This is a genomic window from Actinomadura spongiicola, assembly GCF_003432485.1.
GTDB classification, from domain to species: domain Bacteria; phylum Actinomycetota; class Actinomycetes; order Streptosporangiales; family Streptosporangiaceae; genus Spirillospora; species Spirillospora spongiicola.
In genome coordinates this window covers 244454-267743 of sequence record NZ_QVNQ01000003.1, presented here as the reverse complement: position 1 = coordinate 267743, position 23290 = coordinate 244454, and the positions used below count along the sequence as shown (strand labels likewise).

Sequence of the window (23290 nt, the reverse complement as noted above, 5' to 3'; positions counted from 1 at the left end):
CCGGGAGAGATGTTCACCGGCATCGTCGAGGAGCTCGGCGAGATCGCGGCGATCGAGCCCGCCGGGGACTCGGTCACGCTCGCCGTACGCGGTCCGCTCGTCACGGAGGACGCCGTGCACGGCGCGTCCATCGCCGTCAACGGGGTCTGTCTCACCGTGGTGGACGTCAAGGACGAGGTCTTCACCGCCGACGTCATCAAGGAGACCCTCGACAAGTCGAGCCTCGGGGCGCTGGAACCCGGCTCCAAGGTCAACCTCGAACGGCCCGTGCGGCTGTCCGACCGGCTCGGCGGGCACCTCGTCCAGGGCCATGTCGACGGCGTCGGCGAGATCATCTCCCGGGAGCCGGGGGAGCGGTGGGACGTCGTCACCGTGTCGCTTCCGCCCCACCTGAGCCGCTACCTGGTCGACAAGGGCTCCATCACCGTGGACGGTATCAGCCTCACCGTGGTGGAGGCGGGCGCCGACCGGTTCAGCGTCGCCCTCATCCCGACGACGCTCGCGCTCACCACGCTCGGGCACAAAGGCCCCGGCGACCCGGTGAACCTCGAAGTGGACGTCGTCGCCAAGTACGTCGAACGCATGCTCGGTGATCGGCGATGAGCTGGCTCGACGCGGGCTTCGAGGTGTTCGGCGAGCACATCCTGTGGACCGATCTCGTCGGCAACGTCCTGTCCCTGGCCGTCGTCTGGCTCGCCATGCGCAAGACGCTGTGGACGTGGCCGGTTCAGCTCACCGGGGCGCTTCTGCTGCTCGCCGCGTCCATGAACGCGCACGTCCCCGGAAACGCTCTGAAACAGGTGCTGTTCTGTGGGCTCGCCGTCTACGGGTGGACGATGTGGGCCCGCGGACGGCGGGAATCCAGCGGTCTCGTCGTCCGGCAGGCGACGCCGCAGGAACGCCTGGTGCTGGTCGCCGCGCTGCTGTTCGGCACGGCGCTGGTCGCCCAACTGTTCGTCCACCTCGACTGGCTGAAGATCGCCTGGTCGCCGTGGGCGAACGCCTACATCTTCGTCGGCAGCGCGGTCGCGACGTTCGCGCAGAGCCGCGCCCTGGTCGACTTCTGGATCGTCTGGGTGCTCGTCGACCTGGTCGGAACGCCGCTGGCGTTCAAGTCCGGGCTGTACGTCTCCGGCGCGGTCTACGGGATCTTCTTCGTCATGGTGATGGTCGGGTTCAGGAACTGGCTCCGGGAATCCCGGGCCGTGCACACCCCACAACGGGAGGCGGTGACCGCATGAGCGGCAACGACGGTGACGGGGTCTTCGACCCCATCGAATCGGCGATCGAGGACATCGCGGCGGGACGACCCGTCGTGGTCGTCGACGACGAGGACCGCGAGAACGAGGGCGACATCATCTTCGCCGCGTCGAAGGCGACGCCGGAGCTGCTGACGTTCACGATCCGGCACACCAGCGGCGTCATCTGCGTCCCGATGGAAGGCGCGGACCTCGACCGGCTCCAGATCCCGTTGATGACCGCGCAGAACAACGAGCGGATGCGCACCGCGTACACGGTCAGCGTGGACGCCCGGCTCGGCGTCACCACCGGCATCTCCGCCGCCGACCGTGCCCGGACGATCCGGACGCTGTGCGACTCGGCGTCCGAACCGCGCGACCTCGTCCGGCCCGGCCACATCTTCCCGCTGCGCTACCGGGAGGGCGGCGTCCTGCGCAGGCGCGGCCACACCGAGGCCGCCGTCGACCTCGCCCGGCTCGCCGGGCTCCCACCGGCCGGAGTCCTCGCCGAGGTGGTCAACGAGGACGGCACGATGGCCCGCCTCCCGGAACTCCAGATCTTCGCCAAGGAACACCGCCTGAAGCTGATCTCCATCGAGCAGCTCGCCGAATACCGCCGACGCCACGAAGCGATGGTCACCCGCGTCGTCGAGACCCGCCTCCCGAACCGGTACGGGGAATGGCGCGCGATCGGGTTCTCCAGCGCCATCGACGGCGGCGAGCACGTCGCGCTGGTACTGGGCGACCTCGGCGACGGACAGGACATCCTGATCCGGGCCCATTCGGAATGCCTCACCGGGGACGTGCTGCACTCCGAACGCTGCGACTGCGGCACCCAACTCGACGCCGCCATGGAACGCATCGCCGAAGAGGGACGCGGCGTCGTCCTGTACCTGCGAGGCCACGAAGGGCGCGGCATCGGGCTGCTCGCCAAACTCCAGGCCTACGCGCTCCAGGACAACGGGTCCGACACCGTCGACGCCAACCTGGAACTCGGCCTGCCCGCCGACGCGCGAGAGTACTCCAACGCCGCGCATATGCTGCGTGACCTGGGCGTACACTCGATCCGGGTACTCACCAACAACCCGGACAAGCTCAAGGGCCTGGACGGATTCGGCCTCGATGTCCGAGGACGCGTCTCCATGCCCGTCATCGTCACCGAGCACAACCGGCGCTACCTGACGGTCAAACGCGACCGCCTCGGACACCAGATCGAAGGACTCGCATGAGCGGCGCGGGACGCCCCGACGACACCGCCGTCGAAGCGGCGGGCCTCACGCTCGGCATCGTCTGCACCCGCTGGCACGAGCCGATCACCGACCGGCTCCTGGAACGGGCGCTGGCGGCGGCGAAGGCGTGCGGCGTGGACGAGCCCGTCGTCGCCCGCGTCGCCGGGGCCCTGGAACTGCCCGTGGTCGCGCAGCAACTCGCCCGCGACCTCGACGCCGTCGTCTGCCTCGGCGCCGTCATCCGGGGCGCGACCGCCCATTTCGACTACGTCTGCGACTCCGTCACCGCCGGTGTGACCCGTGTCGCGCTGGACGAGTCGACTCCGGTGGGCAACGGAGTTCTCACATGTGACACCATTGAGCAAGCGATGGAACGCAGCGGGCTGCCCGGCAGCCCCGAGGACAAGGGATGGGAGGCGACTGTGGCCGCACTCGACACGGCACTGACCCTGCGAGGTCTGCGGCATCACGGTCACGCCGGGCACAGCCCGGAGCATAGGTAGCAAGTCCGGGGAATCTCCCCTGAACGACCTGCTGCCGGGCTCCCGAGCATCCCGGGGTCCGCATCCTCGTCCATCGAAAGGCAATTCCGTGCTGTCACTCGTCCTGCCCAAGGGGTCGCTCGAAAAGGCGACCATGCAGCTGTTCGACGCCGCCGACCTCACCGTCCAGCGCACGTCGGACCGCGACTATCGCGCGTCCATCGACGACCCCCGCATCGAGCGGGTCCGGGTCCTGCGCCCGCAGGAGATCCCGACCTACCTCGAACAGGGCCTGTTCGACCTCGGCATCACCGGCCGCGACTGGATCACTGAGACCGACGCCGACGTGGTCAGCCTCGGTGAGCTGAAGTACTCCAAGGCGACCTCCAACCCCGTCCGCGTGATCATGGCGGTGCCGGACGGGGCGCCCTGGCAGAAGGTGTCCGACCTGCCGGAGGGCGTCCGGATCTCCACCGAGTTCCCGGCCATGACCAAGCGGTTCCTCGAACGGCACGGCGTCAAGGCCACGGTCGTCCCGTCCTACGGCGCGACCGAGGCGAAGGTGCCCGACATCGTGGACGCGATCGTCGACCTCACCGAGACCGGCTCGTCGCTCCGCAAGAACGGCCTCCGCATCCTCGACACGCTCCTGACCAGCTACACCGAACTCGTCGCCAACCGCGACGCCTACGAGGACGCCGAGAAACGCGCCGCGATGGAGGACATCTCCCTCCTCCTCCAGGGCGCGATCCAGGCGCGCGGCAACGTCCTGCTCAAGCTGAACGTCGCGCAGCGCGACCTGCAGAACGTCCTCGACATCATGCCGTCGATGTCGTCCCCGACCGTGACGTCGCTGGCGGGCGGAGAGTCCAGCGCCGTGGAGTCGGTGGTCGCCAAACGCGGCGTCAACACGCTGATACCGGCGCTGAAGGCCGCCGGTGCCCACGACATCCTCGAAATACCCATCTCGAAGATCGTTGACTGAGCCACCGGCGCTCCCGACCGTGTGGCGTCCCCGCACCACCCGGCTCGTCGCCTACCTCACGGCGGGCGTGATCATGCTCGGCCTGATCGTGCTCGCCGTGGTGGTGGCGCCCCAGTTCAAGACGTTCGACCGCGTCCTCATGATCGCCTTCGGCGCGTTCGTCGCCTGGATCCTGCACATGCTGGCCCGCTGCCGCGTCGCCGCCGACGACTCCGGCCTCACGGTCGTCAACGCCTTCCGCACCCGCCGCCTCGAATGGCCCGAGGTCGTCGACGTCACCATGTCGGTCGGCGAACCCTGGCCCACCCTCGACCTGGCGGACGGCACGTCCATCGGCGCCATGGGCATCAACGGCGCCGAGAAGACCCTCGCCGCCCGCCAACTCGCCGAACTCCAATCCCTCCTCCACACCCGAGGCGAAGCCCCGGACCCCACCTGACCATCCTGTCTTAGGCTGTTGACAGGACCAGAGCGCCGTCGTGTGCGAAGGTGGTCCGTATGACCGCTCAGAGTATCGAGTCGATCGCCGAAAGTGGCTACATGGATCTTGAGCCGCTGCCAGACTGGGTGACCCCCCCGCCGGGTGGCTTCACCGCCGACGACTTCTTCCGCATGCGTGGTCTGCCCCGGCATACGGAGCTGATCGACGGGAGCCTGGTCTTCGTGAGTCCGCAGCGCAAGTGGCACGTTCGTGTGATCGACCTGCTGCGGACAGAACTCAACCGGCAGGCACCCGAGCATCTGTGCGCAGATCGCGAGATGACCGTCAGGCTCTCCGATCGACACGCGCCCGAGCCGGACGTGCTGGTCGTCTCGGCGGAGTCATACGAGCGAGACGAGCCGTCGACCTACTACCTCCCGGAAGAAGTCGTCCTCGTGATCGAAGCGGTCTCCCCTGATTCGGAGATCCGCGATCGGGAGGTGAAACCGCGCAGGTACCGGGAGGCCGGTATCAAGTACTACTGGCGCGTTGAGGAGAACGAGGGTCAGACCATCGTCTACGCCTACCAGATCGATCCTGCCCACGACGGTTACGTCCTGACGGGCATTCACCACGACTACCTCAACATGTCGGGTCCGTTCCCCATCGAGATCGACCTCACCGCGGTCACCAAGCGCCGATAGGACCACCCGGCGAGCCCTGGCCCACCCTCGACCTGGCGGACGGCACGTCCATCGGCGCCATGGGCATCAACGGCGCCGAGAAGACCCTCGCCGCCCGCCAACTCGCCGAACTCCAGTCCCTCCTCCACACCCGAGGCGAAACCCCCGACCCCACCTGACCGACCGTCCTTGTTTCCTGCCTCGGTTCTAGACTGGTTCTGGACTGTTGTCAGGACCGGGATAGCGTTCGTGTGCGACAGTGTGTCCATGAGCGCTCAGAGTGTCGAGGCGTACGCCGAAAGTAGCCACATGGACTCTGGATCGCTGCCAGACTGGGTGTTCCCCCCGCCGGATGGATTCACCGCCGACGACTTCCTGCGTATGCGCGGTCTGCCCCGGCATACCGAGTTGATCGACGGGAGCCTGGTCTTCGTGAGCCCGCAGAGACTCTGGCACGACTGGGTGCTGGACTTGCTCCGCACCGAGTTGGACCGCCAGGCGCCCCCGGAGATGCGAGCCGTTCGGGAGATGTCGGTCAAGTTGGCCAAGCGTCAGGTTCCCGAGCCTGATGTGTCGGTGGTCAGGGCGGAGTTCCTCGATCCGCGGCGCACCTATTTCCTGGCGGAAGACGTCGTTCTGGCGGTCGAAGCCGTCTCACCGAGTTCCGAGGAGTTCGACCGGGAAACGAAGCCCCGCCGGTACGCGGCCGCCGGGATCAAACACTTCTGGCGGGTGGAACTTGAGGACGACCGGACGGTCGTCTACTCGTATGAGCTTGACCCGCCCATGGGCGCGTACGTCGCGACCGGTATTCATCATGATCAGCTCAAGCTCACGGTGCCTTTCGACATCGAGATCGATCTCACCGCCGTCGGTAGGCGTCGGTAGGCCGGGAGCACCGGCTAGAGGGCGGTGACGAGGGTGATGGTGCCTGCGGTGATGAGGGCGGTGGCCCAGAGGCGGTCGAGGTCGAACCAGGCGCGGCGCAGGATGGTCAGGCCGACGATCTCGTAGACGGCGACGGCGATGGCGCCCGCGACCGCGAACATCGCCAGGGTGTGGACGGCCGTGACGAACACGCCGGTGGAGAGCGCGCTGCCCGACGCCGACGCCAAGCCGTGGTCGTGGCCCGCCGGGGCCGCTCCTGATGAGGTCAGCACCGGGAGCAGCATCAGGCCCGCGCCGTGTGCCGACGACATCAGGAACGACCATCCGGCGAGCTGTCGCAGTGAGAGCCGCATTCCGACCCAGCGGAAATGGCGCCGGGACAGCAGTCGCCACAACCCGAAACCGACGAGCACCACGCCGCCGCCGACCGCGACGGCCCGCGTCGCGACGACGGAGCGGGTGAGCGTGATGAGGATCGCGACCACGCCGACCGACGCGGCGTGACCCGCCGCGATGGCCGGGAGCGACTGCAGCACGAGGGCACGGCTGCGCTCCTGGAGGCCGCGCGCCACGGCGAACAACCAGCCCATGGCGGGGTTGACGCCGTGGAACGCGCCGAGCGCGACGAGCGCGGCCAGCGAACCGTCGTTCACGGATAGCAGTACGAGTCCGAGGAGGCGTCGCCGCCCTGGAGGCGCGTCTGGTGCGGGCGCAGGCCGCGGAACGCGTCACCGTGGGGAAAGAAGCGCTCGTCGAACGTGAACTTGTCGGGCGTGGAGTCGAGTTTGGCCATCCACGCGCCTACGCCGTCGGGGAAGAACTGGTCGTCCCAGGAGCCGTACAGGGAGTTGGTGACGTAGACGCGTTCGCCGTCCCGGCTGACCTCCACCATCTGCGGGCCGCCCGCGAGGGGCAGATCCGGGGCGGCGGGGTGCGGTGTCCGGTGGACGATGCCGCCGATGCGCACCGAGCCCGCCTCGACCGGGTTGAACGGGTCGCTGACGTCGTAGCGCTTCAGTTCTCCGGTGCCCCAGCACGACACGTACAGCCACTTGTCGTCCACCGACAGGTCGATATCGGTGATCAGCGGCGGCACCGCACCGAAGGGCGCGATGACCGGTGGGAGGGACGCCGCGTCGGCGGGCTCGGCGGGGACGGTGATGACCTTCCGGGCCGCCCAGGAGTCGCCGTCGCGGTGCCAGAGCCAGACGGACGCCGACAGGTCCTCCACGTTCACGACCACGCCCGCGAACCCGTACAGCTTCGTCGGGTCGTGGGCGGGACGCAACTCCAGGACCATCTGGTGTTCGTCACCGAGGTCGACCGTCTGAATGTGTTTGCGTTTGCGGAGGTCGAAGAAGTTCAGCGCGTGCCCGTACTCGCGGCCCAGCAGGAGTTCGCCGACGACGCCGTCCTCCACCATGGACGGTGTGCCCCACTCGGACGTGACGAGCACGTCGTGCGCGATGTGCCACCACGCGTCGTAGGCGAGGTACTGGGGGCCGCGTTCGACCTCCCAGCGTCCGAGCACGTCGAACGAGGTGTGGTCGAGCAACGCGATGCCGCCAGGGCCGTCCTCGCCGTTCGCCCCGCCGAGCGCCGTCAGGTACAACCCCTCGGGCCCGCAGTGGACGGTGTGCGGACGCGAATACCCGGCCCGCTTGGCCAGCTCGTCCGGCTCGACCACCTTCACGATCTTCGGTGCGGTCGGGTCGTCCTTGGTGTCGATGACGTACACGCGAGACGACCGCAGCCCCGGAACGATCAGGTAGCGGCGTTCCACATGCGGGTGCGGGGACCCCGGGCACAGGGCGCTGCTGCACGCGTTCCATCCGAAGTGGTGCAACTCGTCGCCGAGGTAGGGCAGGTCGGTCCAGCCGACGACGGTGCCGTAGGAGCCGGAGTCCGGATCGACGTCCAGGACGGCGATGGCGTCCGGCTTCTCGGCGGCGCGGTCGAACGCGGCCACGTAGGCGAGCTTCTCGGGAGGCGCGGAGGCGGCGTCGCGCGGGGAGGCGTAGAACGTCGGGTCTGGTTTCCAGAGCGCCATGGGGGTCCTCTCGGGCACGTGACCGGTTCCGCGACATGGCCAGCGTCCAGCCGGGCGGGCGCGTTGTCCCGCGATGTACAGGGGCCTGTCACCGGCTGGCAAGGCCAATGCCGCTGCATAAATACAACTATCCCTACCTATTTACCATAGAAAATTTCGCCGTGTGCACGGACCGCCCTGCTGAGTAGCCTGAGGGTGTGGGGGGCGGTGGGGATGACCGTGGACCTGGTGGGATCGCCCGTGGAGCTTGCGGGGCTGCTTGATCGACATGCCTATCTGTGTGACGAGGGGCTGGCGACGGCGTGTTTTCTCGCGTTGCGCATGGGGCGGCCGTTGTTTCTGGAGGGTGAGGCCGGGGTCGGGAAGACCGAGCTGGCCAAGACTCTTGCGCGGGGGCTTGGGGCGCCGTTGATCCGGCTTCAGTGTTATGAGGGGCTCGACGCCTCCCAGGCGCTCTATGACTGGGACTTTCCTCGGCAGTTGCTGCATCTGCGTGCCGCCGAGGCTGCGGGGGTCGGTGACGTGGAGCGGTTGGAGGGGGAGCTGTACGATCGGCGGTTTCTGTTGGCTCGACCGTTGTTGAGAGCCTTGGAGACGTCGCTAAGTGTTCTGCTGGTGGACGAGCTCGACCGTGCCGATGATGAGTTCGAGGCTTTTCTGCTTGAGGTGCTCAGTGACTTCACCATCACCGTCCCTGAGTTGGGGACGATTCGGGCGGAGCGGCCGCCGGTCGTCGTGGTCACGTCGAACCGTACGCGTGAGGTCCATGACGCGTTGAAGCGGCGGTGTCTGTATCACTGGCTGGAGCATCCGTCGTTCGAGCGGGAGGTCGCGATCATCAGGCGGCGTTTGCCCGACGCGGCGGAGCGGCTCGCCGGGCAGGTCGCGCGGGCGGCGGAGCGGATGCGGGCGGCCGATCTGTTGAAGCCGCCGGGCGTGGCCGAGACCCTCGACTGGACGGAGGCGCTCGTCGCGCTCGGCGTGCGCGATCTTGACCCGGACACGGCCGCGGTGACGCTCGGCGCCGTCCTGAAATACCGCGAGGACCAGCAGCGTGTGCTCGGCGGCGGCCTCGACGCCCTCCTCGACGGGGGGTGAGATGGAGCGGGACATCGTCGAGATCATGGTCGGGTTCGCGCGGACGGTCCGCGCGGCGGGCGGCGCCGCCGACCCGGAGCGGGTCCAGGCGATGCTGGTGGCGCTCGACCATCTCGACGTCCTCGACCCGTCCGAGGTGTACTGGGCCGGGCGCCTGACGCTTTGCGCCGACCCCGACGACCTTGCCCGCTATGACCGGTGCTTCGCCGCGTACTTCTCCGGCGCGACCGTCCGGCCGGGTGCGCGGCCGGTGGTCGTTCGGCGGGTGGCGGTGCCAGGTGCGGAGGGTGGTGAGGGGCGGGCGGGGGAGGTGCGGGCGGGTTCCGCCAGTGCGGTCGAGGTGCTTCGTGATCGTGATGTGGCTCGGCTGACCGAGGCGGAGCGTGCCGAGGTCGCTCGGCTCATCGCGGTGCTGGACGCGGGGGCGGAGCGGCGCAGGTCCCGCAGGTTCGCGCCTGCGTCCACGGGCCGGCTCGATCCGGCGCGGACCGTTCGGGAGACGTTGCGGCGTGGCGGTGAGACGGCGCTGCTTCGGCATCGGACGCCGCGAAGCCGTCCGCGGCGTGTCGTGATGATCGTGGACGTCAGCGGGTCGATGAGCCCGTACGCCGACGCCCTGTTGCGGTTCGCGCACGCCGCCACGCGTTCCGGTGGACGAAACGTCGAGGTGTTCAGCGCCGGGACGCGGCTGACCCGGCTCACCCGGGAGCTGCGGCACCGCGACCCGGACACGGCGATGGCCACGGCGTCCGCCGCCATCCCCGACTGGAGCGGCGGCACCCGGCTCGGTGAGGAGCTGAAGGAGTTCCTCGACCGGTTCGGGCGGCGCGGCCTCGCCCGTGGCGCGATCGTGGTGATCGCGTCGGACGGGTGGGAGCGTGGTGACGCTGCGCTGCTCGGCGAGCAGATGGCGCGGCTGCACCGGCTCGCGCACCGGGTCGTGTGGGCCAACCCGCACAAGGCCCGCCCCGGGTACGAGCCGCTCACGGCCGGGATGGCGGCGGCGCTGCCGCACGTGGACGACTTCACGTCCGGGCACAGCCTCGGGGCACTGGAGGAACTGGCCCGTCTCATCGGGAGGGGAACCGCACATGCGTGACGTGCTCGGCGACATCACCGGCTGGTACGCGTCGGGGGAGACGTTCGGGCTCGCGACCGTCGTCAACACCTTCCGCAGCGCGCCGCGCCCGCCCGGCGCCGCGATGGCGGTGTCCCCGGACGGGGAGGTGGCGGGCAGCGTGTCCGGCGGCTGTGTCGAGGGCGCCGTGTACGAGCTGGCGCGGTCGGTGATGGAGACCGGTCAACCGGTCGTCCAGCGGTACGGGGTGAGCGATGACGACGCGTTCGCCGTCGGGCTGACCTGCGGCGGGATCCTCGACGTGCTGGTGGAGCCGGTCGGTCCCGCGACGTTCCCGGAGTTCGCCGACGTCGTCGCGTCGATCGAGGCCCGCGAACCGGTCGCCGTCGCCACCGTCGTCGCGGGGCCGGGGAAGGTCGGCGCCCGCCGTGTGGTGTGGGGCGACCGAGCCTCCGGGTCGCTGGCGCCCGGCGCCGCCTACGCCGCCCGCCTCGACGCCGCCGTCGACGACGACGCGCGAGGCATGCTCGCGCAGGGCCTCACCGGGCAGCGCCACTACGGCAGGGAGGGCGAACGGCGCCTGGACGAGCTGACCGTGTTCGTGCACGCGTTCGCGCCGCCGCCGCGCCTGCTGGTGTTCGGCGCGATCGACTTCGCCGCCGCCGTCGCCCGCGTCGGAACGTTCCTCGGCTACCACGTGACGGTGTGCGACGCGCGGCCCGTGTTCGCGACGCCCAAACGGTTCCCCGACGCCGACGAGGTCGTGGTGAAGTGGCCGCACAAGTACCTGCGGGAGACGGCCGGTGCCGTGGACGAGCGGACGGCGATCTGCGTCCTCACCCATGACCCGAAGTTCGACGTGCCGCTGCTGGAGGTCGCGTTGCGGACCCGCGCCGGCTACGTCGGCGCGATGGGGTCGCGCCGCACCCACGACGACCGGCTCGCCCGCCTCCGGGAGGCGGGCCTGACCGACGCGGAACTCCGGCGGCTGCGCTCGCCCATCGGCCTGGACCTCGGCGCCCGCACCCCGGAGGAGACCGCGGTGTCGATCGCGGCGGAGCTGGTTCAGCTCCGCTGGGGCGGCTCGGGGCGACCGCTCACCGACACCACCGGCCGGATCCACGGCGACCCGCACTGACGGCACTACCCTCGCAGGATGACGTTGCACGGTCAGGAACCCCCGGCGGGCCTGCTGCTCGCGGCGGGGGAGGGCAGCCGGTTCGGGCGTCCCAAGGCGACACTGGAACTGGACGGCGAACGGCTCGTCGACCGCGGTGTCCGGACGCTGCGGGACGCGGGCTGCTCCCCGGTCGTCGTCGTGGTCGGGGCCGAACCGGTCGAGGTCATCGGCGCGGTCGTCGTCCCGAACGCGGACTGGCGCGCGGGCATGGGCTCGTCGCTGCGCGCGGGACTGGCCGCGCTGCCGCCCGCCTGCCCCGCCGTGGTCGTCGCGCTCGTCGACCAGCCGCTGGTCGGCGCGGCGGCGGTGCGGCGGCTGATCGCCGCGTACGAGGCCGGCGCCGCGATCGCGGTCGCGACCTACGGTGGGGCGCCGCGCAACCCCGTGCTGCTGCGGGCGGAGCATTTCGCGGGCGTGGCCGACGCCGCCGTCGGTGACATGGGGGCCCGCGACTTCCTGCGCGCGCATCCCGACCTGGTGACGTCGGTGCCGTGCGACGACGTCGCCGCGCCCGACGACATCGACACCCCGGACGACCTCGCCGCCCTCACCCGCCGCGGGCGCGGACGCGGCTAGGACGGAGGGAGGACGCTCTCGTCCAGCGCGCCGCAGTCGACGGCGCGGCGCAACCGGGACGTCAGCGCCCGGATCGTCGCGGGCTCGTCCAGGACACCGGTCCCGCCGGCCGCCTGCTCGTGCCACGCCCGGACCCGTCCGATGACGTCGTCGACACCGGCCAGGTGGAAGGCGTACACGGCCGCGTACCGGCTCGGCAGATGCGCGGGATGCAGGTCCCAGCCCTGGTAGAAGCCGTGCCGCAGCGAATGCCTGACGTGCGCGGCGTGCGTCGCCCACGTCGCGTTGACCTCGTCGGGGCCGTCGTTGCGGGGGACGACGTTCGTGGAGCCGTCCGACAGCCGCACACCCGGCCCGGCGAGCGACACCTGCATGACGTGCCGGGCGAAGTCGCAGGCGGGATGGTCCAGGCGCTGCTCGTGCGGCGGCAGGCCGAGCGCGGCGGTGTAGTCGTACACGCCGAAGTGCGCCGCGGTGAGGCGGCCCGCGGCGGCGTCCACGATCGCGCGCAACCCGATCCGTCCGCCGTCGTCCACGACTGCCTGCGGCGTCTCGACCTGCACTTCGAACCGCAGGATGCCGGTCGGCAGGCCGAGCGAGGTCTCCAGGCGCTCCAGCCACTCGGTGAACAGCGCGACGTGCTCGGCCGTGACGACCTTCGGGAACGTGATCGTGAACCCGCCGGGGAGCCGTCCGAGCCGGTCGCGGAGCGTCGTGAGGAACCCGTCGAGCGTCCGCATCGACCGGGCGTGCCCGCCGTCCGCGAACGACTTGACCCGCACGCCCCAGTAGTGGGGGAGCGCCTTGACCTGGTACGCGGCGGCGACGGCCTCGACGACCTGCTCGACGTGCGCGTCCTCCTCCGCGTCCGAGCGCGTCCCGTAGCCGTCCTCGAAGTCGATCCGGACGTCCTCGACCGGTTCGGTGGCGAGCTTCGCCGCGACCCGTTCGCGGACCGGCCCGGCGAGCTCCGGGCCCAGCGCGAACACCGCGCCGAACGATCCGTCTCCCGGCGCGTGCGTGTTCAGCAGCCGCAGCGCCTCCGCGCCGAAGTCGGCCGGGGTCGTGCGGGAGAAGCGGTCGGCGGGCACGTACACCGTGTGCACCGGCTGCCGCCCGTCGGCGGCGGCGCCGGGACGGCGCTCGCCGTGCTCGTCGCGGACGGCGGCGATCCGCGCGGACAGGTCGTCGTACGAGGACACGCTGAGATTCACCCCGACATGATCCCCTAACCACGGCCCGTTGGGGAACCCGCGAACCCCTGTCGTCCCGGGGGACGGGCGGACGCGGCGAGGGCGTCGAGCGCGTCGGCGAACACGTTCGGCGGCGGCTCGACGAGGCCCGCGCCGACCTGGCCCGTCCCCGGCTCCCGGCCCGCGATGCCGGTGTCGATGACCGGCAGGATCCCGGTGCGGACGACACGGGTCACGTCCACGCCGACCGGAGTGCCGCGGAACGACAGCGACGGGACCTGGAGCACCGGATGCTCGGCGAGGGTGATCTCGTACATCCGGTGGGTCGCGGCGAGCGCGTCGGCGACCTCCCCGCCGACGAACCGGACGATCGCGGGCGCGGCGGCCAGCGCGAACCCGCCCATCCCGACCGTCTCGGTGATCGCCGAGTCGCCGATGTCGGGATTGGCGTCGCCCGGGCCGTAGCCGCCCAGGTAGAGGCCGTCGGGGACGTTCGCGGGCCCGGTGAACCAGCGGTCGCCCGTCCCCGACACCTGGACGCCGAAGTCGGTGCCGTTGCGGGCCATCGCCACGACCAGGCTGGAACCGGGGACGTTCCGCGCCGCGTCCGCGCACGCCTTCGCCGCCGCCATCCCCGCGTTCAGGAAGAAGTGGTCGTTGCCCGCCGCGAACCGCAGCGCCGCCGCGGCCCGGTCGCGCGGCACCTCCTCCGCGGCGAGCAGCGCCGGCGCCAGTTCGCGCAGCAGCAGCGACGTCGCCGCCCGGTTCCGGTTGTGCAGCTCGTCGCCCATCTGCACCGCCCGCGCGATGATCGCCATCAGGTCGAGGGGGCCGTGGGCGCGCACCGCCGCCGCCAGCGCGGGGCCGAGGACCTCGCCCATCCACGTCAACCGGTCGATCACCTCCGGGCCGTACGCCCCGTACCGCAGGACCTTCCCGAGGCCCTCGTTGAGCGAGCAGTACGCGGTGCCGCCGTGCTCGGCGTCCTCCACCACCAGCATCCACATGGACGGGCCGACGACGCCCGCCATCGGCCCGACCGTGGCGTGCCGGTGGCAGGGTTCGAGCGTCGCCGCGCCGCGTTCCAGCGCGTGCTCGGCGCCGAGCGGTGTCTCCGCGAGCCCTTCGAGGAGCATCGCGCCGACGAGGGCGCCGCGCATCGGGCCCGACGCCCGCTCCCAGTCCAGCGGCGGGCCCGCGTGCAGGAACGTTCCGGTGTCGAGGCCGAGGACCTCACGGGCCGGGCGGACGTCCACCAGGTGGGGACGGGCGGTCACCATGCGCCGCACGGCGCGGGCGTTGGCGTCCGCGTGGCCCGGGTCGCCGAGGACCGCCGCGAGCGCCGTCCCCGTCCCGGCGGGCGGCGGCCTCCAGTCGACCGGCACCACCGGCACGGCCTGCGCGGCGAGCGCGTCGGCGAAGACCTCCGCCCCGGCGGCGACCACCACCGGATCGCGGGCGAGGAGCCCGCCGAGCCGGTGCGCACGGTCGGGTGCGTGGTCGGGCACTCGGTCGGACGCGGGGTCGGTCATCCGGTCGACTCCTCCCGCCGCGGCCCGTCGACCATCGACAGGGCGTGCCGGACGGCCTGGGCGTTCGAGGCGAACACGTCCGCGCCCGCCCCGCACAGCGCCGCGGCCTGCCGGTCACGGTCCTGCGGGTCGGCGGGCGTCCCGCACAGCGACACGACGACGGCCAGGTCCGGACGGTCGTCCACCGCGTCCGCGATCGCCGGGGCGAGGGACGCGGCCGGGTCGGGTTCGGCGCCGTGGCCGAGCACGACGTCCAGCAGCAGCACCCCGCAGCCGGGGTCGGCGGCCTCCGCGCGGACGGCCGCCAACCGCAGCGTCGGGTCGATCATGGGGTGGGCGCGGCCCCGCGTGTAGGCGTCGGCGCCGAAGTCGGTGAACCGGTGACCGCGGGCGTCCAGGTCCCGGCCGAGGGCGGCCAGCGCGATCGTCTCGGCCTCGTCGCGGAGCGTCCCACCCGCGAACAGCCCGCGCAGGGCCCGTCCCGCCGCCGGAGCCGGGCGCCGGGACGCCGTCCAGCGCGGCCACGCGGGGACCGCCCTGCGCAGCGCCCTCAGCGCCCGCTCCGCCGCCGCCGTCAGATCGTCCTCGCCGGTCGTCGCCAGCGCGAACACCACCGGCGTGTCCAGCCGCCGCGCCGCCTCCCGGACCAGGTCCGCGACCTGCGGCGCGGGCGGCTTCGACACCAGCACGATCAGCTCGGTGCCGGGATCGGCGTCCAGCGCCGCGAGCGCCGCCAGCGCCGACCGGCCGCTCACCTCCGGCGACAGGTCCCGGCCGCCGACGCCGAGGACGTGGCTGACGCCGACGCCCGCCGCGTCCAGCAGGCACATCAGTTGCTGCGCGCCCGTGCCGGACGCCGCGACGACGCCGACGGGCCCGGGACGGACCGCGTTCGCGAACCCGAGGCCCGCGCCGCCGATCACCGCCGTCCCGCAGTCGGGGCCCATGACGATCAGGCCGCGCCGCGCCGCCGCCTCCTTCAACGCGATCTCCTGGTCGAGCGGCACGTGATCGCTGAAGACCATCACGTTGAGGCCCGCGTCCAGCGCGTCCATCGCCTCGGGGAACACGTGCGGCCCCGGCACCGACAGCAACGCGACCGTCGCGCCGCTCCCGGGACGGGCGGCCGCCGCCCCTACCGTGCGAGCCGCCGCCACCTCCGCCTCCGTGACGGTCGCCCGGGGGGCCTCGCGCAACAGCCCGTCCAGCGTGGCCTTCACATCGTCGAGACCGTCGCCGCCCACCCGGACGGCGATCAGCAGGTCGTCCGGGCCCGCGTCGGACGGCACGTCGAACCCCATCCGCGCCAGCAGGTCCAGGTTCAGCGCGGTGCCCATCGCCACCATCGCCGCCGCGACGTCCGGCCGCTCCGAAAGCGCCCGGCTCGCCCGCATCAAGGTCACCGAATCGTGGTAGGCCCCCCGCCGCACCTCGACCCAGTCCGTCATGCAGTCACCATGGCGGCGGCATGTCGAGACGCCAGCGACAGCACCGCCCGGCACCCGGCGAGGACGCCGTGCGCGAGGTCCGTGCCCGAGGTGTGGCCCACGGCGAGCAGGCGGCGGACGGCGGTGTCCGGCGGTTCGTCGCCCGCGACGCAGCGCAGCACCGCCGCGACCTCGGCGCCCGCCGCGCCCGCCGCCGCGCAGTGCAGCAGCGTCGCGGCCAGCGCGGTCGTGCGGGTTCCGGCGTCGGCGGTGACGGCGGCGCCGAGCCAGTCCGCCAGCCACACCGCCTCCCCGCCGTGCCGGACCGCGTCGCCGACCAGCCGCAGCGACACCAGCAGGCCGCACAGGACGTCGTCGCCGCTCGGCGTCAGACCGGGGCCGAGACCGACGATCCGCTCCGCCGCCTCGACGGCGCCCGCGAGGTCGCCCGTGGCGCAGCACGCGGCGAGGGCGGCCGGGTCCGGATGGTCGCCGAGGCCCCCGCCGGTCATCCCGGCCTCGGACAGCGCCCCGGCGCGGGTGAGCCGGTCCTCCAGGGCCCGGACGCCGCCGGCGAGCGTCGCGGGCCGCATCGGGCCGAGCGGCGCCGACGGGTCCCACCAGCGGCGGACCCGCACGTGCAACGGACCCGCCTCCACACGCCCCTCGCCGACCCACGCGTCGCGGCCCTCCCGGACCGACCGGAACGGCTGCTCCCGGCGTGTCGCGACGATCACCACCGCGTTCGGGAGCCGGTGGGCGTCGGACGTGACGACGGCGAGCACCCGGGGTTCGGGGCCGCCGCGCATCTCCAGGTACACCGCCGACGGGAACACGGCGATGACCCGCGCGGCGCGGCGCGGCGGATCGAGCAGCGGCCGCAGCGCCAGGCCGGCCGCCCCGGCGGCGGGCGGTCCGCCTCCCGGTCTGGCCGGAAGCGGGATGGGGTCGCGGACGAGAGCGGTCACGGATCCTCCCGAGGCCGGCGTCGGTTGCCGCCCGGCGCACGGACGGCCCGGCCCCTGCCGAGACGGTAGAACGGGCCTCGCACCGGACGTATGGAGAAAGCTGCCAAGGATGCTTGTCATCGTTCGTCTGAGTTGTCAGTGTTGATCAGGAACCGGTAGCGATCACGCCGTAACGGGCGATGTACGCACCAAAAGGCGAGGTGACCCCTGGCATGAGTTACACCACCACCGCGGACCCGGGCCCACCGGCCCTCAGGCTCGCCAGCACCGGAACACTGACCTACGGCCTGTCGGTCGGGGAGGTCCTCGGCGTCAGTACCCTCCACGGCGCCCGCCTCATCGCCGGTCGGGCCGGGCTTGAGCGCGTCGTCCAGCGCCTCAACGTGATGGAGGTCCCCGACATCCTGTCGTGGGTGAAGCCGAACGAGCTTCTCCTGACCACCGGCTACCCCCTGCGCAACACCCCGCAGTCCCTCGACAACCTGGTCGCCGACCTGGACGAGCGCGGCCTCGCGGCCCTGGCGATCAAACTGGGCCGCTACCTCGACTCCCTGCCCGCCGAGATGATCGCCCAGGCCGATCGGCGCGGATTCCCCCTGATCCTGCTCCCCAACGACGTCGGCTTCGACGACATCCTCAACCAGGTCCTGACCGACATCCTGAACCGGCAGGCGTCCGTCCTCGCCCGCACCGAGGAGGTCCACCGCGCGCTCGTGCAGATCGTGCTGTGCGGCGGCGGCCTCAAGGAGGTCGTGGACGAGGTCGCGTCGCTGCTGGACGTCGCGGTCGTCGTCGTGGACGGCGAACAGCGCGTGATCGCGGGCGCCGGGCCGGACGAGCACGTCCAGGCGATGCGGGCGTTCGACGCCGGCCGGCACGCGGCCTGCGGGCGCGGCGGCTGCGGCATCATCGGCGCCCACGGCACCGGCGACCATCTCGTCGTGCCGGTCATGGCGGGCGGCTTCGACCACGGCCGGATCATCGCGTTCAGCCCCGGCGGCAACCTGCGCGGCACCGATCTCGGCATTTTGGAACGCGCCGCCACCGTCGCCGCGCTCGTGGTGACGAAGCAGCAGGCCGTCGCCGCCGTCGAGAGCAAGTACCGGGCCGACTTCCTCCGCGACATCCTCGCGGGACGCGCCGGCGACGACGACCGGGTCGTCGCGCACTGCGCGGGCTTCGGCTGGGACCTCGACCGTCCCGTCATGGTGGTCGTCGCCGAACTCGACGGCCGCCCGCGCGGCAACCCCGGCCCGTCGGCCCCCGAGACCGACGGGAAGGGCCGCGTCCGGGGCGCCGAGCACGAGGGCGGCACCCGCGGCTCCCGCGGCGCCGAGGAGCGGACCGCGCAGGAACGGCTCGCCGCCGCCTGGACGTCGGCGGTCCGGCGGCACGACCGGGGCGCGGCCGTGGCGAGCTTCGCGCACGAGGTCGTCGCGGTCATCGGCGCGGACGGCGGCGACCCCGCCGAGCTGGCCGACGGCCCCGTCCAGGCGATGCTCAAGGAGGCGTCGTCGATCTTCGCTGAGCATCTGCCGGTGCGGCGGACGTTCTCCACCGGGATCAGCCGGACGGTGACGTCCCCGGCGGCGCTGCCCGAGGCGTACGAGCAGGCCGTCAAGGCCGTGCGGGTCGGGCGGCAGCTCAACGGCGCGGGCGCGCGGGCGCACTTCGACCAGCTCGGCGTGTACCGGCTGCTGAGCCTGGTGTCGGACCCGGAGGAACTCCACGCGTTCGTCCGGGAGACGCTGGGCGACCTGGCCTCCGACGACGAGCCGGAACTGGTCGACCTGCGCCGCACCCTCCAGGTGCTGCTGGAGACCAACCTCAACGTCGCCGAGACCGCCCGCCGCCTCCACTTCCACTACAACACGCTGCGGTACCGCATCGGGAAGCTGGAAAGGATGCTCGGCGCGTTCACCGAGGACGCTCATCTGCGGCTCAACCTCACCCTCGCCCTTCACGTGCTGCGCATGCGCGGAATCTGAGGGTAATCGAGGGTAGTGTCAGCGTCCCGTGATCGTCCGGTGACGCGCCGGTCCCGCCGAACCGGCGGACGGGCTTTGGCAGATGTCGCCGATGCCCGCCCATCAGGGTAGATCTACCGTGCCCGCAGGAACGCGACCGGTTGATCAGGAGGACCACGCATGGTGTTCGGCTGGAAGCCGCACGGCGACGAGCTCCCGTCCCAGTCCGAGGTGCCGTTCCCGGTGGCGTCACCGCCGTGCCGTACGGCATGATCGGGCTGCTCGGGGCGAAGAGGCCGGTCGAGTTCGCCGGTCCCGCCGTCCTCGCCCCGGTCGCCGCCCGAAACCTCCTCGCCCTCGGGAACGTGACCTTGCAGATCACCGGTGACCCTCCGTCGCGGGGCGTGGCGCCCGGCGATGTCCACCGGCCCGTGGTGGCCGACGGGACGGCGCGGTGAAGCCGCCCCCGTTCGGGTACCGGGCCCCCGTGACGCTCGACGAGGCGCTCGACGCGCTGGCCGCGCGACCGTCCGGCAAGGTCCTCGCCGGTGGGCAGAGCCTCATCCCGCTGCTGAACATGCGGCTCGCCGCGCCGCCCGAGCTGGTCGACATCAACCGCGTCGCGGAGCTGGACACCCTGCACGTCGGCGACGGCGGCGTCCGCGTCGGCGCGCTCGCCCGGCACACGCGCGTGGAGCGCTCCGCCGCGGCGGCCGCCGTCCAGCCGCTGCTCAGACGGGCGCTGCGGCATGTCGCGCACCCCGTCATCCGCAACCGCGGCACCGTCGTCGGGAGCCTCGCGCACGCCGACCCCGCCGCCGAACTGCCCGCCGTGCTGGCCGTCCTCGACGGGACGGTCGACGCCGCGTCGACGCGGGGCCGCCGCACCATCCCGGCCGCCGACTTCTTCGTCGGGCCGTTGGAACCCGCGTTGGAACCCGGCGAACTCGCCGTCTCCGCGTACTTCCCGGCCGCGCCGCCCCGCACCGGCACCGCGTTCATGGAGACGGCGCGGCGCCACGGCGACTACGCGATCGCGGGGGTCGCCGCCGTCGTCACCCTCGACGACGACCTGCGCGTGTCCGCGGCCCGCGCCGGATACCTCGGGATCTCCGCGACACCGCTCGTCCTCGACCTGACCGGCGCCGCGGGCCCGCACGGCGACTGGACGGCCGCCGCCGCGCACGTCCGGGACACCGTCGACCCCGTCGCCGACATCCACGCGGGCGCCGCGTACCGGCGGCACCTGACCGGTGTGCTCACCGAGCGCGCCCTGAAGCGCGCGGCGGCCGAGGCGCTGCGGAAGGCGGAGGACTGACATGGGGGAGGCCCGCGAGGACACCCGCGAGGACACCTTCGAGGACACCCGCGAGGACACCTTCGACGTCGCGCTGACCGTCAACGGCGCGCACCGCACCGCCCGCGTCCCGGCCCGCCGCCTGCTGTCGGACCTGCTGCGGCACGACCTCGGGCTCACCGGCACGCACGTCGGCTGCGAGCACGGCGTCTGCGGCTGCTGCACCGTCCTGCTGGACGGTGACCCGGTGCGGTCGTGCCTGATGCTCGCGGTGACCGCGTCCGGCCACGAGGTCACGACCGTGGAGGGCCTCGCCGCGCCGGACGGGACGCCGTCGCCGGTTCAGCGCGCGTTCCGCGAGTGCCACGGCCTGCAATGCGGCTTCTGCACGCCCGGGTTCCTCTGCACGGTGACGGCGCTGCTGCGCGAGACTCCGCGCCCCACGCAGGACCAGGTGCTGGAGGGCATCTCCGGGAACCTGTGCCGCTGCACCGGTTACCAGAACATCGTCGCTTCGGTGCACCGCGCCGCCGACCTGATCGCCCGGTCCGCCGAGGAGGGGGAGGCGTAGTGGGGACGCGGGTGTTCGGCGAGCCGGTCCGGCGCCGCGAGGACGGCAGGCTCCTCACCGGCCGTGGTCGTTACCTCGACGACCTCGGCCGCGACGCCCTCGCGGCGGCGTTCGTCCGGTCGCCGCACGCGCACGCCCGGATCACCGACATCGACGTGTCCGAGGCCCTGGACGTGGACGGTCTCGTCGCCGTCTACACCTTCGAGGACCTTCCCGGACGGATCGGGGAGCGGCTGCCGCTGCTCATCCCGCATCCGGCGCTCACCCACGGCCGCACCGGGTACCCGCTCGCCCGCGACGTCGTCCGGCATGTCGGCGAACCCGTCGCGATGGTCGTCGCCCGCGACCGGTACCTGGCCGAGGACGCCGCCGAACGCGTCCGGGTCGACTACGAGCCGCTGCCCGCCGTCGTCGGGATCGAGGCCGCGTCGCGGGCCGAGCGCCTCGTCCACGACGACGTCCCCGGCAACGTCGGCGCGGTGCTCGTCCAGGAGACCGGCGACGCGGCCGCCGCGATCCGCGCCGCGCCGCACGTGCTGGAGTTCCGGCTCGCGATCGAACGCAGCGCGTCCATGCCCCTCGAAGGACGCGGCGTCTACGCGCGGTGGGACGCCGACGACGGGTCGCTGCGCGTGTACTCGTCCACGCAGGCGTCCACCGGCGTGCGCGCCGCGATCGCCGCCCGGCTCGGCCTGCCGACCGGCAAGGTGGAGGTGATCGCCCCGGACGTCGGCGGCGGCTTCGGCGTCAAGATCGTCCATCCGTGGCCGGAGGAGATCCTCGTCCCGTGGGCGGCGCGGCTGCTGGACCGCGAGATCAAGTGGACCGAGGACCGCCGCGAGCACTTCGTCTCCGCCGCGCACGAACGCGGCCAGCTCCAGGACGTGCGCGTCGGGTTCGACGGCGACGGCCGCGTCCTCGGCCTCGACGTGCGGATCCGGCACGACCACGGCGCCTACACCCCGTACGGGATCATCATCCCGATCGTCACGTCCACGCAGCTCCTCGGCCCCTACAAGATCGGCGCGTACCGGGCGGAGGTCGTCAGCCTCTACACCAACACCCTGATCGTCACCCCGTACCGGGGCGCGGGCCGCCCGCAGGGCGTGTTCTGCATGGAACGGACCATGGACAGGATCGCCCGGCACCTCGGCCTCGACCGCGCCGACGTCCGCGCCGCGAACCTCATCCAGCCCGACGAGTTCCCCTACGACCAGGGCCTCACGTTCCAGGACGGCCGTCCCCTCATCTACGACTCGGGCGACTACCCGGAGCTGCTCCGCAAGGCGAAGGCGATGATCGGCTGGGACGGTTTCGGCGCCGAGCGCGCCGCCGCCGCGTCCCGGGGCCGCCGCCTCGGCATCGGCCTCGGCGTGTACGTCGAGGGGACGGGCGTCGGCCCGTACGAGGGCGGCCATGTCGAGATCGACACGGCCGGGCGGGTGCACGTCTCCACCGGGCTGACCTCGCAGGGGCAGGGTCACGAGACCGTGTTCGCGCAGATCGCCGCCGCGGAGCTGGGCGTCCCGATCGGCGACGTCCACGTCACCACCGGCGACACCCGCCGCTTCGGGTACGCGGTCGGGACGTTCGCGTCCCGCGCGGCCGTGATGAGCGGCAACGCGATCGCGCTGGCGTGCCGGAAGGTCCGTGACAAGGCGCTGCGGATCGCGGCGGAGGCCCTGGAGGCCGACCCGCGCGACCTGGACATCACCGACGGGGTCGTGCACGTCAGGGGCGACGTGTCGGCGGCGGTGCCGCTGCGGACGGTCGCGGTCCTGTCGAACCCGCTGCGGTACGCGTTCGACGAGGAGACCGCGCGGGCGACGCAGTTCGCGGTGGGCCGCCCGGTCACCGAGCCGCCGATCGCGGCGGGGGAAGAGCCGGGCCTGGAGGGACGCGACTACTACTCGCCCGTCCGGTCCACGTTCGCCGCGGGCGCGCACGCCGCGGTCGTGGAGGTCGACCCGGACACGGCGGAGATCGCGATCCTGCGGTACGCGGTCGTCCACGACTGCGGGCGCCTCATCAACCCGATGGTGGTGGAGGGGCAGATCCACGGCGGGGTCGCGCAGGGCATCGGCGGTGCGCTGTACGAGCGGATGGCCTACGACGAGTCGGGGCAGCTCCTCAACGCGTCGTTCATGGACTTCCTGATGCCGTACGCGACGGAGATCCCCCGCATCCGGACCGGCCATCTGGAGACGCCGTCGCCGCTGAACCCGCTCGGCATCAAGGGCGCGGGGGAGGCGGGCGTCATCCCCGTGTCGGCGGTGATCGCGTCGGCGGTGGAGGACGCGGAGGGCGTCCGGGTCGACGCGATGCCGCTGTCACCCGACGCCCTCCACACGCTCCGGCAACGGGCGGCCGCCGACCCGTCCCTCATCGTCCGCGCCGAGTGAGGGCACCGGCGCGAACGGTCACGCG

23 protein-coding genes are annotated in these 23290 nt (G+C 72.3%); 17 read left to right on the top strand and 6 right to left on the bottom strand.

The window, feature by feature from the left end; all coding sequences use genetic code 11:
• Positions 1 to 9 precede the first annotated feature (9 nt).
• From D0T12_RS09960 to D0T12_RS09920, 8 genes are all read left to right on the top strand, one after another.
• Positions 10 to 603, top strand: coding sequence for a riboflavin synthase (locus tag D0T12_RS09960; protein WP_117399221.1), 594 nt, complete (start codon positions 10 to 12; stop codon positions 601 to 603).
• Complete coding sequence (locus D0T12_RS09955) at positions 600 to 1241, top strand: nicotinamide mononucleotide transporter family protein (protein WP_117399220.1); 642 nt, start codon at positions 600 to 602, stop codon at positions 1239 to 1241. The genes D0T12_RS09960 and D0T12_RS09955 overlap by 4 nt, the downstream gene beginning before the upstream one ends.
• A complete protein-coding gene (locus D0T12_RS09950; RefSeq protein ID WP_117399219.1) occupies positions 1238 to 2467 on the top strand; it encodes a bifunctional 3,4-dihydroxy-2-butanone-4-phosphate synthase/GTP cyclohydrolase II in 1230 nt (409 codons plus the stop codon). The genes D0T12_RS09955 and D0T12_RS09950 overlap by 4 nt, the downstream gene beginning before the upstream one ends.
• Complete coding sequence (ribH, locus tag D0T12_RS09945; protein WP_117399218.1) at positions 2464 to 2970, top strand: 6,7-dimethyl-8-ribityllumazine synthase; 507 nt, start codon at positions 2464 to 2466, stop codon at positions 2968 to 2970. The genes D0T12_RS09950 and ribH overlap by 4 nt, the downstream gene beginning before the upstream one ends.
• Positions 2971 to 3058: 88 nt before the next feature.
• Entirely contained in the window at positions 3059 to 3934 is an 876-nt protein-coding gene (hisG, locus tag D0T12_RS09940; RefSeq protein WP_117399217.1) for an ATP phosphoribosyltransferase, read from the top strand.
• Positions 3927 to 4373, top strand: coding sequence for a PH domain-containing protein (locus D0T12_RS09935; protein ID WP_233525948.1), 447 nt, complete (start codon positions 3927 to 3929; stop codon positions 4371 to 4373). The genes hisG and D0T12_RS09935 overlap by 8 nt, the downstream gene beginning before the upstream one ends.
• Positions 4374 to 4432: 59 nt before the next feature.
• A complete protein-coding gene (locus D0T12_RS09930) occupies positions 4433 to 5059 on the top strand; it encodes a Uma2 family endonuclease (RefSeq protein ID WP_233526006.1) in 627 nt (208 codons plus the stop codon).
• Positions 5060 to 5305: 246 nt separating this feature from the next.
• Positions 5306 to 5926: a Uma2 family endonuclease gene (locus D0T12_RS09920; protein WP_233526005.1), complete on the top strand. Its 621-nt coding sequence runs from the start codon at positions 5306 to 5308 to the stop codon at positions 5924 to 5926.
• A 14-nt stretch (positions 5927 to 5940) separates the two neighbouring features.
• Here D0T12_RS09920 and D0T12_RS09915 read toward each other — a convergent pair whose 3' ends face one another.
• Positions 5941 to 6579: a hypothetical protein gene (locus D0T12_RS09915; protein ID WP_117399215.1), complete on the bottom strand. Its 639-nt coding sequence runs from the start codon at positions 6577 to 6579 to the stop codon at positions 5941 to 5943.
• Positions 6576 to 7976, bottom strand: coding sequence for a selenium-binding family protein (locus D0T12_RS09910; RefSeq protein WP_117399214.1), 1401 nt, complete (start codon positions 7974 to 7976; stop codon positions 6576 to 6578). The genes D0T12_RS09915 and D0T12_RS09910 overlap by 4 nt, the downstream gene beginning before the upstream one ends.
• Before the next feature lie 213 nt (positions 7977 to 8189).
• Between D0T12_RS09910 and D0T12_RS09905 the strand changes: the two genes are divergently transcribed.
• From D0T12_RS09905 to D0T12_RS09890, 4 genes are read left to right on the top strand one after another with little or no spacing between them, the layout of a single operon-like run.
• On the top strand, positions 8190 to 9074 hold the full coding sequence (locus tag D0T12_RS09905) for an AAA family ATPase (RefSeq protein WP_117399730.1): 885 nt from the start codon (positions 8190 to 8192) through the stop codon (positions 9072 to 9074).
• A 1-nt stretch (position 9075) separates the two neighbouring features.
• The gene (locus tag D0T12_RS09900; protein WP_117399729.1) at positions 9076 to 10173 is read left to right on the top strand and encodes a vWA domain-containing protein; all 1098 of its coding nucleotides are present in this window, start codon (positions 9076 to 9078) and stop codon (positions 10171 to 10173) included.
• The gene (locus D0T12_RS09895; RefSeq protein ID WP_117399213.1) at positions 10166 to 11290 is read left to right on the top strand and encodes an XdhC family protein; all 1125 of its coding nucleotides are present in this window, start codon (positions 10166 to 10168) and stop codon (positions 11288 to 11290) included. The genes D0T12_RS09900 and D0T12_RS09895 overlap by 8 nt, the downstream gene beginning before the upstream one ends.
• Positions 11291 to 11308: 18 nt before the next feature.
• Entirely contained in the window at positions 11309 to 11908 is a 600-nt protein-coding gene (locus D0T12_RS09890; protein WP_117399212.1) for a nucleotidyltransferase family protein, read from the top strand.
• Here the strand turns inward: D0T12_RS09890 and D0T12_RS09885 are convergent.
• From D0T12_RS09885 to D0T12_RS09870, 4 genes are read right to left on the bottom strand one after another with little or no spacing between them, the layout of a single operon-like run.
• Positions 11905 to 13122, bottom strand: a complete 1218-nt coding sequence (locus D0T12_RS09885; protein ID WP_117399211.1) for a DUF6986 family protein — start codon at positions 13120 to 13122, stop codon at positions 11905 to 11907. The genes D0T12_RS09890 and D0T12_RS09885 overlap by 4 nt on opposite strands.
• Positions 13123 to 13136: 14 nt before the next feature.
• Positions 13137 to 14633 carry a YlbE family protein gene (locus D0T12_RS09880; RefSeq protein WP_117399210.1) on the bottom strand — a complete coding sequence of 499 codons (1497 nt, stop codon included), beginning with the start codon at positions 14631 to 14633 and terminating at the stop codon, positions 13137 to 13139.
• Positions 14630 to 16081 (bottom strand): FdrA family protein, encoded by a 1452-nt coding sequence (locus D0T12_RS09875; RefSeq protein WP_117399209.1) that lies wholly within the window; start codon positions 16079 to 16081, stop codon positions 14630 to 14632. The genes D0T12_RS09880 and D0T12_RS09875 overlap by 4 nt, the downstream gene beginning before the upstream one ends.
• Entirely contained in the window at positions 16078 to 17028 is a 951-nt protein-coding gene (locus D0T12_RS09870) for a DUF2877 domain-containing protein (RefSeq protein ID WP_233525947.1), read from the bottom strand. Before D0T12_RS09870 ends, D0T12_RS09875 begins: the two co-directional genes overlap by 4 nt.
• Positions 17029 to 17240: 212 nt before the next feature.
• Here D0T12_RS09870 and D0T12_RS09865 point away from each other — a divergent pair, with 212 nt between their 5' ends.
• From D0T12_RS09865 to cutA, 5 genes are all read left to right on the top strand, one after another.
• A complete protein-coding gene (locus D0T12_RS09865; RefSeq protein ID WP_117399207.1) occupies positions 17241 to 19016 on the top strand; it encodes a PucR family transcriptional regulator in 1776 nt (591 codons plus the stop codon).
• A 236-nt stretch (positions 19017 to 19252) separates the two neighbouring features.
• Positions 19253 to 19453 carry a hypothetical protein gene (locus D0T12_RS09860; RefSeq protein ID WP_117399206.1) on the top strand — a complete coding sequence of 67 codons (201 nt, stop codon included), beginning with the start codon at positions 19253 to 19255 and terminating at the stop codon, positions 19451 to 19453.
• The gene (locus tag D0T12_RS09855; protein ID WP_117399205.1) at positions 19450 to 20313 is read left to right on the top strand and encodes an FAD binding domain-containing protein; all 864 of its coding nucleotides are present in this window, start codon (positions 19450 to 19452) and stop codon (positions 20311 to 20313) included. The genes D0T12_RS09860 and D0T12_RS09855 overlap by 4 nt, the downstream gene beginning before the upstream one ends.
• Before the next feature lies 1 nt (position 20314).
• Positions 20315 to 20863: a (2Fe-2S)-binding protein gene (locus tag D0T12_RS09850; protein ID WP_117399204.1), complete on the top strand. Its 549-nt coding sequence runs from the start codon at positions 20315 to 20317 to the stop codon at positions 20861 to 20863.
• Positions 20863 to 23265: an aerobic carbon-monoxide dehydrogenase large subunit gene (gene cutA / locus D0T12_RS09845; RefSeq protein WP_117399203.1), complete on the top strand. Its 2403-nt coding sequence runs from the start codon at positions 20863 to 20865 to the stop codon at positions 23263 to 23265. The genes D0T12_RS09850 and cutA overlap by 1 nt, the downstream gene beginning before the upstream one ends.
• Positions 23266 to 23290 lie beyond the last annotated feature (25 nt).

Bases quoted from the DNA above. Each gene is read 5' to 3' on its own strand.
- D0T12_RS09890 (WP_117399212.1), top strand. From the start codon at position 11,309: ATGACGTTGCACGGTCAGGAACCCCCGGCGGGCCTGCTGCTCGCGGCG.
- D0T12_RS09955 (WP_117399220.1), top strand. From the start codon at position 600: ATGAGCTGGCTCGACGCGGGCTTCGAGGTGTTCGGCGAGCACATCCTG.
- D0T12_RS09850 (WP_117399204.1), top strand. From the start codon at position 20,315: ATGGGGGAGGCCCGCGAGGACACCCGCGAGGACACCTTCGAGGACACC.
- D0T12_RS09880 (WP_117399210.1), bottom strand. From the start codon at position 14,633: ATGACCGACCCCGCGTCCGACCGAGTGCCCGACCACGCACCCGACCGT.
- D0T12_RS09875 (WP_117399209.1), bottom strand. From the start codon at position 16,081: ATGACGGACTGGGTCGAGGTGCGGCGGGGGGCCTACCACGATTCGGTG.
- D0T12_RS09910 (WP_117399214.1), bottom strand. From the start codon at position 7,976: ATGGCGCTCTGGAAACCAGACCCGACGTTCTACGCCTCCCCGCGCGAC.
- D0T12_RS09865 (WP_117399207.1), top strand. From the start codon at position 17,241: ATGAGTTACACCACCACCGCGGACCCGGGCCCACCGGCCCTCAGGCTC.
- D0T12_RS09920 (WP_233526005.1), top strand. From the start codon at position 5,306: ATGAGCGCTCAGAGTGTCGAGGCGTACGCCGAAAGTAGCCACATGGAC.
- D0T12_RS09960 (WP_117399221.1), top strand. From the start codon at position 10: ATGTTCACCGGCATCGTCGAGGAGCTCGGCGAGATCGCGGCGATCGAG.
- D0T12_RS09950 (WP_117399219.1), top strand. From the start codon at position 1,238: ATGAGCGGCAACGACGGTGACGGGGTCTTCGACCCCATCGAATCGGCG.
- D0T12_RS09905 (WP_117399730.1), top strand. From the start codon at position 8,190: ATGACCGTGGACCTGGTGGGATCGCCCGTGGAGCTTGCGGGGCTGCTT.
- D0T12_RS09895 (WP_117399213.1), top strand. From the start codon at position 10,166: ATGCGTGACGTGCTCGGCGACATCACCGGCTGGTACGCGTCGGGGGAG.
- D0T12_RS09900 (WP_117399729.1), top strand. From the start codon at position 9,076: ATGGAGCGGGACATCGTCGAGATCATGGTCGGGTTCGCGCGGACGGTC.
- D0T12_RS09930 (WP_233526006.1), top strand. From the start codon at position 4,433: ATGACCGCTCAGAGTATCGAGTCGATCGCCGAAAGTGGCTACATGGAT.
- ribH (WP_117399218.1), top strand. From the start codon at position 2,464: ATGAGCGGCGCGGGACGCCCCGACGACACCGCCGTCGAAGCGGCGGGC.